Annotated in this window: 12 protein-coding genes and 1 pseudogene; 3 read left to right on the top strand and 10 right to left on the bottom strand. The window is 72.8% G+C overall.

The window, feature by feature from the left end; genetic code table 11:
- Positions 1-7: 7 nt before the first annotated feature.
- Together ACIRRU_RS08145 and ACIRRU_RS08140 are read right to left on the bottom strand one after the other, a co-directional pair.
- Positions 8-922 carry an ABC transporter permease subunit gene (locus ACIRRU_RS08145; RefSeq protein WP_363199585.1) on the bottom strand — a complete coding sequence of 305 codons (915 nt, stop codon included), beginning with the start codon at positions 920-922 and terminating at the stop codon, positions 8-10.
- Positions 919-3,573 carry an alpha/beta fold hydrolase gene (locus ACIRRU_RS08140; protein ID WP_403677684.1) on the bottom strand — a complete coding sequence of 885 codons (2,655 nt, stop codon included), beginning with the start codon at positions 3,571-3,573 and terminating at the stop codon, positions 919-921. Before ACIRRU_RS08140 ends, ACIRRU_RS08145 begins: the two co-directional genes overlap by 4 nt.
- Before the next feature lie 145 nt (positions 3,574-3,718).
- Here ACIRRU_RS08140 and ACIRRU_RS08135 point away from each other — a divergent pair, with 145 nt between their 5' ends.
- On the top strand, positions 3,719-4,135 hold the full coding sequence (locus ACIRRU_RS08135; RefSeq protein ID WP_403677889.1) for a GNAT family N-acetyltransferase: 417 nt from the start codon (positions 3,719-3,721) through the stop codon (positions 4,133-4,135).
- Between the two features lie 297 nt (positions 4,136-4,432).
- Here the strand turns inward: ACIRRU_RS08135 and mmsA are convergent, their stop codons facing one another.
- The 5 genes from mmsA to iolC form a co-directional block, all read right to left on the bottom strand.
- Positions 4,433-5,935, bottom strand: a complete 1,503-nt coding sequence (gene mmsA / locus ACIRRU_RS08130) for a CoA-acylating methylmalonate-semialdehyde dehydrogenase (RefSeq protein ID WP_403677681.1) — start codon at positions 5,933-5,935, stop codon at positions 4,433-4,435.
- Between the two features lie 73 nt (positions 5,936-6,008).
- Positions 6,009-8,156, bottom strand: coding sequence for a 3D-(3,5/4)-trihydroxycyclohexane-1,2-dione acylhydrolase (decyclizing) (locus tag ACIRRU_RS08125; protein WP_403677678.1), 2,148 nt, complete (start codon positions 8,154-8,156; stop codon positions 6,009-6,011).
- A complete protein-coding gene (gene iolB / locus ACIRRU_RS08120; protein ID WP_403677886.1) occupies positions 8,153-9,022 on the bottom strand; it encodes a 5-deoxy-glucuronate isomerase in 870 nt (289 codons plus the stop codon). The genes ACIRRU_RS08125 and iolB overlap by 4 nt, the downstream gene beginning before the upstream one ends.
- Positions 9,023-9,394: 372 nt before the next feature.
- Positions 9,395-10,282, bottom strand: coding sequence for a deoxyribose-phosphate aldolase (locus tag ACIRRU_RS08115; protein WP_403677675.1), 888 nt, complete (start codon positions 10,280-10,282; stop codon positions 9,395-9,397).
- Entirely contained in the window at positions 10,279-11,442 is a 1,164-nt protein-coding gene (gene iolC / locus ACIRRU_RS08110) for a 5-dehydro-2-deoxygluconokinase (protein WP_403677883.1), read from the bottom strand. The genes ACIRRU_RS08115 and iolC overlap by 4 nt, the downstream gene beginning before the upstream one ends.
- A 251-nt stretch (positions 11,443-11,693) precedes the next feature.
- On the opposite strand from iolC, the gene ACIRRU_RS08105 reads away from it, so the two are divergent.
- Entirely contained in the window at positions 11,694-12,620 is a 927-nt protein-coding gene (locus ACIRRU_RS08105; protein ID WP_403677672.1) for a sugar phosphate isomerase/epimerase family protein, read from the top strand.
- Positions 12,621-12,696: 76 nt separating this feature from the next.
- Here ACIRRU_RS08105 and ACIRRU_RS08100 read toward each other — a convergent pair whose 3' ends face one another.
- Positions 12,697-13,221 (bottom strand): DinB family protein, encoded by a 525-nt coding sequence (locus ACIRRU_RS08100; protein WP_403677669.1) that lies wholly within the window; start codon positions 13,219-13,221, stop codon positions 12,697-12,699.
- 341 nt (positions 13,222-13,562) lie between these two features.
- Here ACIRRU_RS08100 and ACIRRU_RS08095 point away from each other — a divergent pair, with 341 nt between their 5' ends.
- Entirely contained in the window at positions 13,563-13,754 is a 192-nt protein-coding gene (locus ACIRRU_RS08095; protein WP_363199593.1) for a MerR family transcriptional regulator, read from the top strand.
- Positions 13,755-13,817: 63 nt separating this feature from the next.
- On the opposite strand, the pseudogene ACIRRU_RS08090 reads toward ACIRRU_RS08095, so the two are convergent.
- Positions 13,818-14,221 (bottom strand): annotated as a pseudogene (locus tag ACIRRU_RS08090) (SAM-dependent methyltransferase); the annotation flags it as partial.
- A gap of 101 nt (positions 14,222-14,322) precedes the next feature.
- Entirely contained in the window at positions 14,323-16,737 is a 2,415-nt protein-coding gene (locus tag ACIRRU_RS08085) for an MMPL family transporter (RefSeq protein ID WP_403677666.1), read from the bottom strand.
- Between the last annotated feature and the right edge of the window lie 107 nt (positions 16,738-16,844).

Here is a 16,844-nt window from a genome sequence, read left to right as displayed (position 1 = left end):
ATCAGATTCAGGACACGATGTCCTTACGACTGAACCCGCGGAAGGCCAGTGCGAACAGGATCAGGGCGTACGTGACCGAGATCGCCGCCCCCTTGATCATGCCGCCCCACTCCAGCTGCGGCTGGAGCGCGTCGGCCCACGCGAACTGCCAGTGGGCGGGCAGGAAGTCGCGCCAGGAGCCGAGCGCGGTCACCGCGTCGAGCACATTGCCGACGATGGTGAGGAAGACCGCGCCGCCGACCGCGCCGAGCGGTGCGTCCGTCTTCGTGGAGAGCCAGAACGCCAGCCCGGCGGTGACCAGTTGGGAGACGAAGATGAACGCCACGACGAGCGCGAGGCGCGGCACGGTGTCCCCGGCGGCCAGCGCTCCCCCGGTCGGCAGTTTCAGCGGCCCCCACCCGTAGGCGGCCGTGCCCGCCACCAGGGCGACGACCGGCAGCAGCACCATCGCGGCGAGGCTGAAGCCGAGCGCGACGACCAGCTTGGACCACAGCAGCCGGACCCGCGGCACGGGCGCGGCGAGCAGATAGCGCAGGGAGGACCAGCTGGCCTCGGAGGCGACGGTGTCCCCGCAGAACAGGGCCACCGGGATCACCAGCAGGAACCCGGCCGAGACGAACAGCGAGGTGGCCGCGAAGTTCGCGGCGGACTCGGTCGCCACGTCCATCAGGTTGATCCGGCTGCCCCCGCCCCCGCCCCCTCCGCCGCCGTCCTCACCGTCCGGCGTGCCGCCGATCGCGAAGGCGATGATCAGGATGAACGGGAGGGCGGCGAGCACCCCGCCCATGAGCAGGGTGCGGCGGCGGCGCAACTGCCGCATGGCCTCGACGCGGAGCGGGAGGGTGCGCCCGGCGCGGTAGCCCGCGGCCTCCGGGTGTTCGCTCTCCACCCGGGCCTCGGGGGGCTGAACGGGGGCGCTCATGCTGCTCCTTGGGAGATCAGGGTGAGGAAGGCGTCCTCCAGGCGGCGATGCGGGCCGACGCCGGTGACCGGCACGTCGAGCCGGACCAGGTCCGCGACGAGCCGCGAGGTGGTGGCCCCGTCCAGGCGGACGAGGAGGCCGTGCCCCTCGCCGGTGCGGACGGCGGAGCCGATCCCGGGCAGGGCGGCGATCTTCTCCACGAGCGGTTCGGGCACCTCCTCGGCGGTGGTCACCAGGATCATGTCGCCGGAGCCGGTGATCTCGGCGACCGGACCGGCCTGGACCAGGCGGCCCCGGTCCATGACGACCAGGTGCGTGCAGGACTGCTCGACCTCCGAGAGGAGGTGGCTGGAGACGATGACGGTCCGGCCCCCGGCCGCGTACCGGATCATCACGTCCCGCATCTCGCGGATCTGCGGCGGGTCCAGCCCGTTGGTCGGCTCGTCGAGGATCAGCAGGTCCGGCATGCCGAGCATGGCCTGCGCGATGGCGAGCCGCTGCCGCATGCCCTGGGAGTACGTCCGTACCGCGCGGGCCAGCGCGTCGCCGAGCCCGGCGATCTCCAGGGCCTCGTCGATGTGGGCGTCCTCGGCGGGGCGCCCGGTGGCCTGCCAGTACAGGTCCAGATTGGCGCGCCCGGAGAGGTGCGGCAGGAAGCCCGCGCCCTCCACGAAGGCGCCGACCCGGGACAGGACCGGGGCGCCGGGGCGGATGGCCTGGCCGAAGACGCGGATCCCGCCCTCGTCGGGGGTGATGAGCCCCATCAGCATCCGCAGGGTGGTCGTCTTGCCTGCGCCGTTGGGGCCGAGGAGTCCGAGGACCTGGCCCTTCTCGACGCGGAAGGACAACTCGCGCACGGCGTACCGGTCGACGGACTTCGCGTACTTCTTGGAGAGCCCGGTGATCTCCAGCGGTACGTCGGCCAGTGCGGGATCCGGTGCGGGGGTCGCCGTCCGCCGCCGGGCGGTGATCAGGAGCACGGCCGCGATGACGAGGGCGGCGGCCGGGAGACCCCAGGTCCACCACGGCAGCGGGGCGGCCGCGGTCCGTACGGCGGGGGCGGTGGGGATGGTCAGCGGTCCGTCGGCGGTCACGGTGTACGTGGCGGGCTCGGCCGGGGACGCGTAACCGAGGTCGGTCGCGGAGAACACCAGCCGCAGCCGGTGTCCGGCGTCGAACTCGTGGTCCACGGCGGGCAGCGCCAGCTCAAGGGGCCTGCCCTGCTCCCCCGGGGTGATCCGGTAGGGCGCGACGAGCTGGGAGGGCAGCCGCTGCTGCCGGCCGTCCGGTGAGACGTCGTACAGCTTGCCGAAGAGCACCGCGTCCCGGCCCTCGTTGGCCGTGACGTTCACGCGGACGGTGGGCGTGCCCGTGACGCGTACGGCAGCGTCCAGCGGGGCGGACTCGAAGCGGCCGTACTGGCCGGGGAAGTCCAGCGAGAGCCCGACGCCGAGCGAGGAGAGCTGGGAGAGTCCGCCGCCGAGGCCGGGCACGGCGGAGATGGCGGGCGGCGCGGCCCCGGCCGGGTTGCGGAAGGTCTTCGTGCCCCCGTCGATCGCGATCTCCCGGCCGCCGCTGCGCAGCCCCGGGTAGGTGTCGCTGCTCGCGCCGCGCAGCAGGGCGGCCCCGTCGGTGGAGTCGACACCTCCGGTACGGGTGACCCGGAAGGCGGGCCCGGTGCCGGTGCCGGTGTCCTCCTTGAGATACCGGTCGAACCAGGCGCCGACGCGCCCTTGGACCCGGCTGGTCTCGTTGTCGCCGCCGTCGTGGCCGCCGGAGATCCAGTCGACGGAGACGGGCGCGCCGTTGGCGCTGATGGCCTTCTGCATGGCGTCGGCCTGGCCGAGCGGGAACAGGGAGTCGGACTGGCCCTGGAGGAGCAGCGAGGGCACCTTGATCCGGTCGGCGACGGCGGACGGCGAGCGCTCGGTGAGCAGCTTCACGGCCTCCGCGTCGGGCTCGCCGCTGACGGCGACCCGCTCGTACATCGCGCACAGCCGCTGCTCGAACCGCTCGCAGCCGCCGCCGGTGGTGATGAAGATCCCGGCCCAGAGCTTCTTGAAGACCCCGTCGGGGAAGAGGGCGTCGGCGAGATTCCAGTACGTGATCACCGGGGCGATGGCGTCGACGCGCTCGTCGTGCCCGGCGGCGAGCAGCGAGACCGCTCCGCCGTAGGAGGCGCCGGTGAGACCGACCCGGGGGTCGCCCTCCTTGTCCAGCTCCACCTCGGGCCGTTCCGCCAGCCAGTCGATGAGCCGGGAGACGTCCCTGACCTCGCGGTCCGGGTCGTTGAGGGAGATCTTGCCGCCGGACTTCCCGAAGCCGCGCGCGGACCAGGTCAGCACCGCGTACCCGTCCGCGGCCAGCTTCTCCGCCTGGGCCCGTACGTCGTTCTTGCTGCCGCCGAAGCCGTGTCCGATGAGCACGGCGGGCCGCTTCCCGGACCCCTCCCCGTAGAAGTACGAGGTGTCGACCGGCACCCCGTCCATCCGCAGCGTCCGGTCCTCGCGCCGCACTTCGGGCGAGCCGTCGTCGGCCGCGGCGCTCCAGGCGCCGCCGCCCACGAGCACGGCGAGCGCGGCACCGACCGAGGCCCACCGGCCGGGGGTGCGGGGCAGCAGACGCCGCCATCGAGCAGTAGGGGTCTCCATCCCTCGACCCTAAACGGAGGACGCAACCCTTTCGCGTGCCGCCAGGGTGAAGTGCGCGGCATCCCGGAGAGGTACGGTGCGCCTTCCCCGTACTCCGGACGCGGTACGCCGTGCCCCGGGAAACCCTTAGCCTCGGGAGGCCATGGTGGACATTCGCCGCACCACGACCGTGACGGAACTGCGGGCCGCCGCCCACCTCTTCGACGCCCCGCCCCGCGCGGAGTGGGCCGCCGGCTTCCTCGCCGCGGACGGCCACCTGATGCTGATCGCCTACGTGGACGGCGTCCCGGCGGGCTTCGTGACGGGCGTCGAGATGCTCCACCCGGACAAGGGCTCCGAGATGTGCCTGTACGAACTCGGCGTCGACGAGCGCTTCCGCCGCCGGGGCATCGGCGGGGCCCTGACGCGGGCGCTGGTGGACGTCGCCCGGGAGCGCGGGTGCTACGACGTGTGGGTCGGCGTGGAGCCGGACAACGACGCGGCACTGGCCACCTACCGCTCGGCGGGGGCGGTGCCGGACGGCGGATGCGCGGTGCTGGTATGGGAGTTCGGCACGCAGTAGCGGGGAGGTCCCGGCCGGTGGGCAGCGGGCCCGGCGCTCGGCCCGAGTGGGGGGCGGCGCCCCGGGAGCGGGTGCGGGGTCGGGGTCGGACCAGGGCGCGTTCGGGGTCTCCCGGATGCCAGGAGGGGTGCAGGGCCTCCTGGTCCAGGGAGGGGTACAAGGAGTCCCCTGATCCCGGGAGGGGTGCAGGGGCCCCCTGGGCCCGGGAGGGGCGCGCGGACGTCGGGGCCCGGGAGGAGTACGCGGACTTCGGGGCCCGCCCCCCGGGCTGTGACCGGGGGGCGGGCGGGGACTGGGTCAGTGGTTGCGCGGGAAGCCGAGGTCGACGCCGGCCGGGGCGTCCGCCGGGTCGGGCCAGCGGGTGGTGACGACCTTGCCGCGGGTGTAGAAGTGCACGCCGTCGTTGCCGTAGATGTGGTGGTCGCCGAAGAGCGAGTCCTTCCAGCCGCCGAAGGAGTGGTAGCCGACCGGCACCGGGATCGGCACATTGACGCCGACCATGCCCGCCTGGATCTCCAGCTGGAAGCGGCGGGCCGCGCCGCCGTCACGGGTGAAGATCGCGGTGCCGTTGCCGAACGGCGAGGCGTTCATGAGGGCGACGCCGTCCTCGTAGCTGTCCACGCGGAGCACGCACAGGACCGGGCCGAAGATCTCGTCCCGGTACGCGTCGGAGTCGGTGGAGACCTTGTCCAGGAGGGACAGCCCGATCCAGTGGCCGTCCTCGAAGCCCTCCACCGTGTGTCCCGTGCCGTCCAGGACGACCTCCGCCCCCTGGGCGGCGGCGCCGGTGACGTAGGAGGCGACCTTGTCGCGGTGGGCCGCGGTGATCAGGGGGCCCATCTCGGAAGCGGGGTCGTTGCCGGGGCCGATCGTGATCTTCTCGGCGCGCTCGCGGATCTTCGCGACCAGCTCGTCCCCGATCGCGCCGACCGCCACGACGGCCGAGATCGCCATGCAGCGCTCACCGGCCGAGCCGTACGCCGCCGAGACCGCCGCGTCCGCCGCCGCGTCCAGGTCGGCGTCGGGGAGGACCAGCATGTGGTTCTTCGCGCCGCCGAGGGCCTGGACCCGCTTGCCGTTGGCGGAGGCGGTGGCGTGGATGTGGCGGGCGATGGGGGTGGAGCCGACGAAGGAGACCGCCGCCACGTCGGGGTGGTTCAGGAGGCCGTCCACCGCGACCTTGTCGCCGTGCACGACGTTCAGGACGCCGTCCGGAAGGCCCGCCTCCGACGCCAGCTCGGCCAGCAGGTTGGCGGCCGACGGGTCCTTCTCGCTCGGCTTCAGCACGAACGTGTTGCCGCAGGCGATGGCCAGCGGGAACATCCACATCGGCACCATGGCCGGGAAGTTGAACGGCGTGATGCCCGCGACCACGCCGAGCGACTGGCGGATCGAGGAGACGTCGACCCGTTGGGAGACCTGGGTGGACAGCTCGCCCTTCAGCTGGGTGGTGATCCCGCACGCCAGCTCGACGATCTCCAGACCGCGGGCGACCTCGCCCAGCGCGTCCGCGTGCACCTTGCCGTGCTCGGCGGTGATCAGCGCGGCGATGTCGTCGCGGTGGGCGTCCAGCAGCGCGCGGTAGCGGAAGAGGACGGCGGTGCGCTGGGCGAGCGAGGACGTCCCCCAGGTGGCGTACGCGGCCTTCGCCGCCGCGACGGCCGCGTCGACCTCCTCCGCCGAGGCCAGCGCCACCCGCGTGGTGACCGCGCCGGTGGCCGGGTCGGTGACGGGACCGTACTGGCCCGACGTGCCCTCCGCCGTCCTGCCGCCGATCCAGTGGTTGACGGTCTTCGTCATGACGTACTCCTTCGGGCTTCAGGCTTCGGCCGGGCTCCCGGCCGCAGCACCTGAGGCGGGCGCGGGGCTGGTTTCACAGGTGGCGGCGTCGGGCGGCGACCTGCCGGTCGTACTCCTCCCGGGCCTTCACCGCCGCCGGTCGGCTCGCGGTTTCGGCCACCGGAACATCCCACCACGCCTGTGCCGGAGGGGGGCCCGACACTGTGTCGGGCGTTTCGGTCTCGACGTAGACACAAGTGGGGCCCTCCGCGGCACGGGCCTCGGCGAGGGCTTCGCGCAGGTCGTCGACGGTGGCGGCGCGCAGGACGCGCAGGCCCAGCGACTCCGCGTTGGCGGCGAGGTCCACGGGGAGCGGCGGGCCGGTGAAACCGCCCTCGGCGTCCCGGTGGCGGTAGGCCGTGCCGAAGCCCTCCGCGCCGACCGTCCCGGAGAGGCCACCGATGGAGGCGTACCCGTGGTTCTGGAGGATCAGCAGCTTCAGCGGCAGGTTCTCCTGGACGGCGGTGACGACCTCGGTGGGGTTCATCAGATACGTGCCGTCGCCGACGAGCGCCCAGACGGGGCGGGGAGAGCGGCTGCCTGCGGTGATCCCGGCGGGGGTTCCTGCAGGGGTCCCGGCGGGGGTTCCCGCGGGGGTCCCGGCGTGGGTCCCCGCGGAGGTCCCGGTGGGTGTCTTGGCGGCGGTCGCCAGGAGGACGCCGATCGCGGCCGGGATCTCGTAGCCCATGCAGGAGTAGCCGTACTCCACGTGGTACTGGTCGCGGGAGCGGGTCCGCCAGAGTTTGTGCAGGTCGCCGGGGAGCGAACCCGCCGCGTTGATGAGGATGTCCTCCTCGGTGACCAGGGCGTCGAGCAGACCGAGGACCTGGGTCTGGGTGGGGCGCGCGGTGGGGTCGGGGGTGGCGAAGGACGCCTCGACCCGCGCCTCCCACGCCTCCTTCGCGCCGGAGTACTCCGTCTCGTACGCCGGGTCGACCCGGTAGCGCCGTCCGGCGAGCGCGCTGCTGAGCGCTTCGAGACCCGTCCGGGCGTCGGCGACGAGCGGGAGGGCGGCCAGCTTGTGGGCGTCGAACCCGGTGATGTTGAGGTTGAGGAAGCGGACACCCGGGTGCTGGAAGAGCGTGCCGGACGCGGTGGTGAAGTCGGTGTAGCGGGTGCCGACGCCGATCACCAGGTCGGCGGTGCGGGCCAGTTCGTCCGCGGTGGCGGTGCCGGTGTGGCCGACGCCCCCGACGTCGGCCGGGTGGTCGTGGCGCAGGGCCCCCTTGCCCGCCTGGGTGGTGGCGACCGGGATGCGGGTCGCGGCGGTGAACGCGGCGAGCGTCTCCTCGGCGGCGCTGTGGCGGACCCCGCCACCCGCGACGATCAACGGGCGGCGGGCCGAGCGCACCGCCCGGACCGCCGCTTCCAGTTCGAGCGCGTCGGGCGCGGGCCTGCGCACGTGCCAGTCCCGCTCGGCGAGGAACTCCTCCGGCCAGTCGTACGCCTCCGTCTGCACGTCCTGCGGCAGCGCCAGCGTGACCGCCCCGGTCTCGGCGGGGTCGGCGAGGACCCGCATCGCCTGGAGGGCCGCGGGGATCAGCGCCTCTGGCCGGGTGATCCGGTCGAAGTAGCGCGACACGGGCCGCAGGCAGTCGTTGACCGACACGTCACCGGCGTAGGGCACTTCGAGCTGTTGCAGTACGGGGTCGGCGGGCCGGGTCGCGAAGGTGTCGCCGGGCAGGAGCAGGACGGGGAGCCGGTTGACGGTGGCGAGGGCGGCCCCGGTGACGAGGTTGGTGGCCCCGGGCCCGATGGACGTGGTCACCGCGTGCGCGGAGAGCCGCCCCGACTGGCGGGCGTACCCGACGGCCGCGTGCACCATGGCCTGTTCGTTGCGGCCCTGTAGATACGGCATACGGTGACCGGTTCCGCTGCCTCGCGCCTGGCCCGGGTGGTTCGGACTGCCCGGGTGGCGCGGGTGGCTCTCGCCTGGGTGGCGCGGGTGGCCCTCGCCCGGGTGGCCCGGGTGGCCTGCTGGACCCGCCTGGCCCGCTTCCACGAGCGCCTGGCCGATGCCCGCGACGTTGCCGTGGCCGAAGATGCCCCAGGTGGCGGCGATGAGCCGCTGCCGTCGGCCGTCGCGTTCGGTGTACTGCCGGGCCAGGAAGGCGATCAGGGCCTGCGCCGTGGTGAGGCGGCGGGTGCGGCCACCGGGGTTCGCGGGACTCGTCGGGCTCAAGGCGTTACCTCCGGGCCGGGCGACGGATGCGCCGTGTACAGCGGGAGTCTGGCGTCGACCGGCTCGTCCGGCCAGGTGTCACGGATCCAGCGGTGGTCGGGATGGTCGCGGATCAGCCAGGCCCGCTCCTCCCCCGGCCCCGCCATCACGTTCAGGTAGTACAGCGTTCGGCCGGGCGGGGCGATCGACGGACCGTGCCAGCCGTCGGGGATGAGGACGGCGTCACCGTCGCGCACTTCGGCGAGGACGTCCGTACCGCCGTCGCGCGACGGGGAGACCCGGTGGTAGCCGAGGCCGCCGCCCTCCACCTCGAAGTAGTAGATCTCCTCCAGCTCGCACTCCTCGCCCGGGACGTGCTCGTCGTGCTTGTGGGGCGGGTACGAGGACCAGTTGCCGCCGGGGGTGAGGACCTCGACGGCGATCAGGCGGTCGCAGTCGAAGGTGTCCGCGGCGGCGAAGTTGTTCACCTGACGCGAGCAGGTGCCGGAGCCACGCAGTTCGACGGGTACCTCCGGCGCGGGGCCGTAGCGAGCGGGGAGTCGTCGCTCGCACCTCGCTCCTGCCAGGGCGAAGCGGCCTCCTGCGCCGGAGGCGATCTGTGCCTGGGCGTCGCGGGGTACGTAAGCGAAGTCGGAAACCCCGCTGAACACGCTTTCCCGGCCCAGCAGTTCAAAGGTCTCACCTGCTGTGTGCACCGTACAGCCGCCGGTCAACGGCAGGACGATCCATTCACTCCCACCGGTGACCAGTGTGTGAACACCGCCGGGTTCCAGCTCCAGTACCCGCAGGCTCGACCGGTCCCACCCGGCCCGCTCGGGATCGATGTCCAGGGCGTAGGGGCCACGCGCGGCGCTGCCGGCGACCAGGTGGTGCCGCCGATGCCCCTCCGACGGGTCCGGGCAGGCCCCTCCCGACCGGTCCGGGCGGTGACCCTCCGGCGGGTCCGGGCGGTGCCCTTTCGGCGGGTCTTGGTGCTCAGGTCGGTCTCGGCGGTGGCCTCCTGGACCGTCCTGGCGGTGCTCCGGCCGGTCCTGGTGAGGGTGATGCGTCGTCATGTCCTACTCCCTTCCCGCTCCCTGCCCGTCGCCCGCTCCACTCCCTACCCCGTACGGAGGCCGTTCCCCACCGACCCGTACGGGAGCCCGTTCCCGGTCCGTACGGGCCCGTTCCACACCCACCCGTGCGGGAGGCGTTCCCTGCCCGTGCGGGGAGGCGTTCCCCACCCGTACGGGAGACGTCTACAGCGACACGGCGGTGTCCACGGCGCGCGCCACGTCTCCGTCGGCCGGGTAGAGCAGCGAGCGCCCCACGACGAGACCCCGCACGGTGGGCAGCCGCAGCGCGACGCGCCACTTCTCGTAGGCGGTGTCCTCGTCCCCGCCGACGTCACCGCCGAGCAGGACGGCGGGCAGGGTGGAGGTCTCCATGACCGGCCCCATGTCGTCGGGGTTCTCGGTGACGGGAACCTTCAGCCAGGTGTACGCGGACGTCCCGGCGAGGCCCGAGGCGATGGCGATGGAGGTCGCCACGGCGGTCGCGCCGAGGTCGTTGCGGAGGCGGCCGTCGACGCGGCGGCAGAGGAACGGCTCCACGAAGACGGGCAGCCGGTGCGCGGCCATGGCGTCGATGGTCCGGGCGGCGGAGTGCAGGGTGTCCAGCGAACCGGGGTCGTCGTGGTCGATGCGCAACAGCAGCTTCCCCGCGTCGAAGCCGTGGCGGACCAGGTCCTCGGGGCGGTGGCCGGTGAACCGGTCGTCGAGCTCGAAGGCCGCCCCGGCCAGCCCGCCCCGGTTCATCGAGCCCATGACGACCTTGCCCTCCAGTGCGCCGAGCAGCAGCAGGTCCTCCAGGACGTCGGCGGAGGCGAGGACCCCGTCGACCCCGGGGCGGGAGAGGGCGAGGCGCAGCCGGTCCAGCAGCTCGACCCGGTTGGCCATGGCCAGGGCTCGGCCCCCGACCGCGAGCGCGCCGCGGGCGGGATGGTCAGCCGCGATAATCATGAGCCGGTCACCGCCGGCACGGAGCAGGGGGCGTCGCCTCCGCCGAGCGGCGGCCTCGGCCACCGCTTCGGGGCGCTCGGCCCGCAGCCGGACCAGCTCGGTGACGGAGGCGGCGACCGCGCTCATGCCCGCGCTCCGTTCCCGTCGCCCCGCCCCGGGGCGCGGCCGGGAGCGGGGGCGGAGCTATGGCCGGGGGCGGAGCTGCGGGCGGAGGCGGAGCCGGAGTCGTCCCCGGGGCCGCTGTCGGCACGGCGGCCGGAGCCGTCGTCGCCGGGGCCAGGGTCGGGGTGGCGGCCGGTGCCGTCGTCGGGGCTGCGGCTCACGCCGCCGTCCGCGAGGGCCTGGTCGACCTCGTACGGGAAAGGCATCGCGGACGAGCAGGCAAGGCGGGAGGCGACGATGGCCCCGGCGGCGTTCGCGTGCCGCAGGACGCGGTCGAGCGGCCAGCCCGCGAGCAGCCCGTGGCAGAGCGCGCCCCCGAACGCGTCTCCGGCACCGAGGCCGTTGACCACCTCCACCGGCAGCGGTGGCACGTCGACGGTGGACCCGTCACGGTGGACGGCGAGCACACCCTTGGGACCCCGCTTGACGACGGCGAGTTCGACCCCGGCCGCGAGTAGGGCACGGGCGGCGGCGTACGGTTCGCGCTCGCCGGTCGCCACGGCGCATTCCTCGACGTTGCCGACCGCGACCGTGGCGTGGGCGAGCGCCTCGCGGTAGCGGGCGGGGGCCTCCGTGTCGGCGTCGCCCCCGTCCCAGAACATGGGCCGCCAGTCGAGGTCGAACACGGTCGCGGTGCGGGGCCTTCCGGGCAGGTCCGGCGGCCCGTCGTCGGCGTCACGGGCCCGGAGCGCCGCCAGCGTCGCGGACCGGCTGGGCTCGGCGCTGAGCCCGGTGCCCGTCATCCAGAAGATCCGCGCCGCGCGCACCGCGTCGAGGTCGACGTCCGATACCTCGATCTCCATATCGGGGGCCTTGGGCTGCCGATAGAAGTACAGGGGGAAGTCGTCCGGCGGGAAGATCTCGCAGAAGGTCACCGGCGTCGGATACGCGGCCACCGCCGTCACCCACCGGTCGTCCACCCCGAACTCGCGCAGTTCCTGGTGGAGATAGTCCCCGAAGGGGTCCTCTCCCGTACGGGTGATCACGGCCGTGCGCCGCCCCAGCCTCGCCGCCGCCACCGCCACGTTCGTCGGGGAGCCACCGAGGAACTTGCCGAACGTCCCGACCTCGGCGAGCGGCACCCCGGTCTCCAGCGGATAGAGGTCCACCCCGATCCGCCCCATGGTGATCACGTCGTACGGCTCGGCCGCTCCGACAGTCCTATCGTCCGGCTCGGGCAGCTCGGGCAGCTCGGGCACTTGGGTGGTCACATCGTACGGCTCAGGCATGCGTATCCCTTCGAACCGCCGGTTCGCCCCGCCGGTGGCCGGCTGGTCCCAGGTCTAGCCCTCCCCCGGGAACCCTGTCAACATTTTGTCCGGACATTCGGACGAACCCTTGACACCCTTCCGTGCGGGCCCTGAGGCTGGGCGATATGACCGCCTCCGCCAGCTCCTCGGCCCGTATCCGTATCGGCTCGGCACCCGACTCCTGGGGGGTGTGGTTCCCCGACGACCCGCGGCAGGTGCCGTGGAAACGCTTCCTCGACGAGGTCGCCGAGGCCGGTTACACGTGGATCGAACTCGGTCCGTACGGCTATCTGCCCACCGATCCCGCCCGGCTGGCCGACGAGACTCGCAGCCGGGGGCTCTCCGTCTCCGCGGGCACCGTGTTCACCGGACTGCACCACGGCCCCGACGTCTGGGACCGGACCTGGGCCCATGTCGCGGACATCGCCGAACTGACCCGGGCCATGGGCGCCGAACACCTGGTCGTGATCCCCTCCTTCTGGCGCGACGACAAGTCCGGCGAGGTGCTGGAGGACAGCACGCTCACCCCCGCTCAGTGGCGTGACCTGACCACCCAGACGGAGCGGCTGGGCCGGGAGGTGCGGGAGCGCTACGGGTTGCGGATCGTCGTCCACCCGCACGCCGACACCCACATCGACACCGAGGAGAACGTCGGCCGTTTCCTCGACGCCACCGACCCCTCTCTGGTCTCGCTCTGCCTGGACACCGGGCACTACGCCTACTGCGGCGGCGACAGCGTCAAGCTCATCGAGACGTACGGGGAACGCATCGGCTATCTCCATCTCAAGCAGGTCGACCCCGAGATCCTGGCGGGTGTGGTGGCTGACGAGGTCCCGTTCGGTCCGGCGGTGGCGCGGGGGGTGATGTGTGAGCCGCCCGGCGGCGTCCCCGCCCTGGAACCGGTCCTGGACGCGGCGCGCGCCCTGGACGTCGACCTGTTCGCGATCGTGGAGCAGGACATGTACCCGTGCCCGCCGGACAAGCCGCTCCCCATCGCCCGTCGCACCCGGGAGTTCCTCCGCTCCTGCGGGTCGCCACGCTCCGGACTCTGACACCCCGCGAAACCCCCTCTCCCCTCCTCCTTCACCCCTTCCCTCCTTCCGCGTCACCCCGTCACCCCGCCCGCCGTCAGACGCCGGTGCGGCCGTCGACGCGTTCGCGGATCAGATCGGCGTGGCCGCAGTGCCGGGCGTACTCACCGATCACGTGCGTGTAGATCCAGCGCAGCGTCACCCGTCCGCCCGCGAACGGACTGGTGTCGTCGAGCGCGCGGCTCGAACAGTTCTCCCGGGCCACGGCCACCTCGGCGCGCCACCGCTCCGACGCCTCTTCGTACGAGGAGGCGTCGGTGAGGTCGAACCCGCCGTCGTGCCCCTCGCTCCGGGCCTTGTCCCCCTCCCGAGCGGGGTGGATCGGCGGGGCGTCCTCCTGCGCGAGGACCCGGCGGAACCAGTTCCGCTCGACCTCCGCGAGGTGCTGGAGCAGTCCGAGCAGGGTGATCGACGACGGCTCGGCGGAAGCCTCGCGCAGCTGCTCGTCGGAGAGTCCCTCGCACTTCTGGGCCAGGGTAGCGCGGTAGAAGTCGAGCCAGCTCTCCAACGAAGTGCGCTCGTCGGCTTCCAGTGGGGGCATCGGGCGTTCGGCAGTGCTCATGGTCACCATCGTGGCACCCGGGTCTGACAACGCCCTGTCCCGATGCCGGTCACCCTGTCGAGCCCCGGTCGCACCCACGACCACGGCACCGTCCCGCAACACCGATACCCGTTCGCCCTTTCTGCCACAGCGGTAACCATTTCGCCACACATATCTCCGTTACGCGGGTTTTCCGTCACAGCCGGTCGACAGCCCCACCCCGCCTGTCGCCCCGGGGCGTTCATCCGAGCACAGGCTGAGTGATCGTCAACTTGCGCTCCGTGACGGCCCCGACGAGCCTCGCGGCCCGCCACCGCGGAGCGCCGTAGAGCAGAGCAGAGAAGTGCAGAGAGGTGTCACGGATGACGGACAAAACACTCTGGTCCTACAAGGACATTGCCGCGCACATTCAGGTCCAGCCGGACACGGTCCGCTCCTATCGCAAGCACGGTCTCCTGCCCCCGCCCGACCAGGTGAAGAACGGCAAGCCGTACTGGTACGGAGACACCGTCCGCGCCTGGGTCGCCTCCCGCCCCCGCAATCGAGGCCGCTGACACCCCGCCACCCAGCGCGATACAGACCGGAGCGCCTGGACCGGAGCGCCTGGACCGGAGTGTTTACGCCGAAGGGCCCGCCTGACCCTGGACGGCGGCTGACCGGAACAGCGCCGTCCAGAGGAAGGCTTTCCGAAGCGCGGGGACGCGGGCGCCTCGTCGGCCATTCGCCGCAGTTCGACCTCCGTCAGACCGGCGACGACGCGGCGCAGCGCTTCCAGGGTGTCGGCAAGCCCGCCCTGCATCCCGCCACTTCGGTACAGGTCCCGGTCCGACAGCTCCGAGCCCATACCGCCTTCCCCGGCCGCGAAGAGCAGGTCAGGGCGAAGATGCCCGCCGGGAGCCAGACAGCGCTCCAGGAGGGAGAGATTGCTGATACGGCGGTGGGGTGGCAGGTGGTGGAAGCACCCGGAGTCGTAGATCCGGTCGTACGGTCCGGTCCACCCGGCCCCCCTCTCCGCTGCCGCGATTCTCCCGAGCACGAGCGCTAATCCCCAGGTCACATCACCTTTCCCGAAACTCCGGGAGGTCGGTTGACGCCGCCCTGGACCGGCTCGGGCGACAGGCCCTACGCCCCGGTGGTGACCCTGCCTCCGCCACGGTCGGCCGTGGATATGTCCTCCGCGTCCGAGCCGCCCGGCGTGTCCGGAGCGCTCCGGGCTTGCCCGGACCGCTCGGCGGCCGAGCCGTCCGGCGCGTTCGGGGCATCCGGCCCGCCGGGGGCGGCCGGGGCCGTGTCCCCCTCGCTGAGGCCGAACTTCCGGTGGAAGGCCCGCAGCGGCGCGGGGGCCCACCAGGTGGCGGGACCCATCAGCTTCATCACCGCGGGCACCAGCAGGCCGCGCACCACCATGGCGTCCATCAGGACGGCGAGGGCGATGCCGAGTCCGAGCATCTTGGTGTTGGTCACCCGCGAGGTGCCGATGGCGACCATGACGACCGCGAGGATCACAGCGGCCGCGGTGATCAGCCCGCCGGTGTGCCGCAGGCCGAAGGTGACGGAGTGTTCGTGGTCGCCGGTCCGGTCGTGCTCCTCCTTGATCCGGGATATGAGGAAGACCCCGTAGTCCATGGAGAGCCCGAAGGCCACGCAGAACATCAGGACGGGCAGGGTGGTCTCGATGTCGCCCGTGCTGGTGAAGGCCAGCACTCCGGAGAGGTTCCCGTCCTGGAAGACCCAGACCATCGCCCCGAACATCGCGGTCAGGCTGAGGGCGTTGAGCACGACGGCCTGGAGCGGGATCAGCACGCTGCCGGTCATCAGAAACACCAGGAGCAGGGTCGCCACGACGATGACGCCCAGCGCCCAGGGCAGCCGGTCGGCGATGGCGTCCTTGGAGTCCACCAGCACCGCGGCGGCGCCCGTCACCGACGTTTCCAGGGAGCCGGAATCCACGGCCCTCAGGTCCCGCACGAGCTGCTGGGTCTCCTCGCCGACGGCTTCTCCTTCGGGCAGCACGCTGTAGTACGCGACGGAGTCGGCGGTGACCGGGCCGTCGACCCGCAGCACGCCGGGGATCCGCTCCATCCGGTCCTTGAGCGCTCCGTACGCGGCGGGCGTGCCGGATCCCTCCGCGAGGATCTCCAGGCCGCCGCCGGGGCTGCCGGGGAAGGCCTCGCGGAGGTGTTCCTGGACGACGCGGGACTCCGCGCCGGTCGGCAGCTGGCGGTCGTCGGCCGTGCCGAACTTGGCGCCGAGGAAAGGCAGCCCGAGCAGCAGGAGCCCGACCGTGGTGACGATGGCGAAAACGGGTGCCCGGCGCATCACCAGCACGGCGAGCCGGGCCCACCCCTCGCCGGCCTCCCGGCCTTCGGCGTTCTCCCGCCCCTCGCTCGCGCCCCGGCCCTCGGCCGCGCCCCGGACCTCGCCCGCGGCGGGAGCGGACGCGGAGCCGGCCGCGCCGCCCTTCCTCCGGCGACGCAGCAGGCGGCGCAGGTCCCACGCGTTGATCCGGGGGCCGAGGAGCATGAGCGCCGCCGGCAGCAGGATCAGCGCTGCGGCCGCCGCCAGCAGGACCACGGCGATCCCGGCGTAGGCGAAGGACCTCAGGAAGTACTGCGGGAAGACGAGCATGGCCGACAGCGACACCGCCACCGTCAGCGACGAGAACAGCACGGTCCGCCCGGCGGTCCGCAGGGTCGTCCCGACCGCGGTGCGGGTGTCCGCCCCGGCCGACAGCTCCTCGCGGAAGCGGCGGACGATGAACAGGGCATAGTCGATGGCCAGTCCGAGGCCGAGCGCCGTGGTGAGGTTCATGGCGAAGACGGAGACGTCGGTGAACTCCGTCAGGCCCCGCAGCACCGCGTTGGTGCCCAGGATCGCGACGATGCCGACGCCGAGCGGCAGCATCGCGGCGACGGCACTGCCGAACACCATGACCAGCAGGACGAGTGTCACCGGCAGGGCGATCAACTCGGCCCGCAGCAGGTCCTCCTGGATGATCTCCTGCATCTCGTGCTGCACGGCGACGGGACCGCCGATGGAGACACGCACCGGCCCGCGCTCACCGGCGAAGTCGGGGGCTATCCGTTCGAGTGTTTCGCCCGCCGCCTTCTCGTCGCCCCCGATCCGCGCGGCGATGACCGCCTCGCGGCCGTCCTCGGAGCGCAGCGCGGGCGAGGCGTTCTGCCAGTAGGAGCCGATGCCCGAGACACCCGGCTCGGCGTCCAGCCGTTCGGCGAGCCGGGCGGCCTCGGCGGCCACCGCCGGATCGTCGACGGTCGCCGTGCCGCTGTCCACCAGGAGCAGCAGGTTGGGCTGGGAGGCCGGGAACTCCCGCTCCAGGACCTCCGTCGCGTAGGACGACTCGGCGTCGGGGGCCTGCCAGCCGCCGCTGCCCATCCGGTCGGCCACCCCGCTCCCGGCGAACACGGCGAGCGCGGTGATCACCAGGGCCGCCAGGAGGGCGAGCCGCGGCCGGGCGGTGACGAACCGGGTCCAGCCGCCGACGGGCGGCGGCTCGGGTCGGTTGACTTCGGGCATGGTGCGGTGTCCCCTTCACCCAGACCCGGGCAGCACGAGGCAGCATGGGTCAGTCGTTGCCACGTAACCTGGCAAACACGAGTGTTCGCTCGCGTTCCTCTAGAATG

It is taken from the genome of Streptomyces sp. NPDC101181, from assembly GCF_044767975.1.
Classification (GTDB): Bacteria; Actinomycetota; Actinomycetes; order Streptomycetales; family Streptomycetaceae; genus Streptomyces.
This window is presented reverse-complemented; position numbering and strand designations above follow the sequence as displayed.

Bases quoted from the DNA above. Each gene is read 5' to 3' on its own strand.
- ACIRRU_RS08145 (WP_363199585.1), bottom strand. From the start codon at position 922: ATGAGCGCCCCCGTTCAGCCCCCCGAGGCCCGGGTGGAGAGCGAACAC.
- ACIRRU_RS08140 (WP_403677684.1), bottom strand. From the start codon at position 3,573: ATGGAGACCCCTACTGCTCGATGGCGGCGTCTGCTGCCCCGCACCCCC.
- mmsA (WP_403677681.1), bottom strand. From the start codon at position 5,935: ATGACGAAGACCGTCAACCACTGGATCGGCGGCAGGACGGCGGAGGGC.
- ACIRRU_RS08115 (WP_403677675.1), bottom strand. From the start codon at position 10,282: ATGAGCGCGGTCGCCGCCTCCGTCACCGAGCTGGTCCGGCTGCGGGCC.
- iolC (WP_403677883.1), bottom strand. From the start codon at position 11,442: ATGGGGCGGATCGGGGTGGACCTCTATCCGCTGGAGACCGGGGTGCCG.
- ACIRRU_RS08105 (WP_403677672.1), top strand. From the start codon at position 11,694: ATGACCGCCTCCGCCAGCTCCTCGGCCCGTATCCGTATCGGCTCGGCA.
- ACIRRU_RS08100 (WP_403677669.1), bottom strand. From the start codon at position 13,221: ATGAGCACTGCCGAACGCCCGATGCCCCCACTGGAAGCCGACGAGCGC.
- ACIRRU_RS08095 (WP_363199593.1), top strand. From the start codon at position 13,563: ATGACGGACAAAACACTCTGGTCCTACAAGGACATTGCCGCGCACATT.
- ACIRRU_RS08085 (WP_403677666.1), bottom strand. From the start codon at position 16,737: ATGCCCGAAGTCAACCGACCCGAGCCGCCGCCCGTCGGCGGCTGGACC.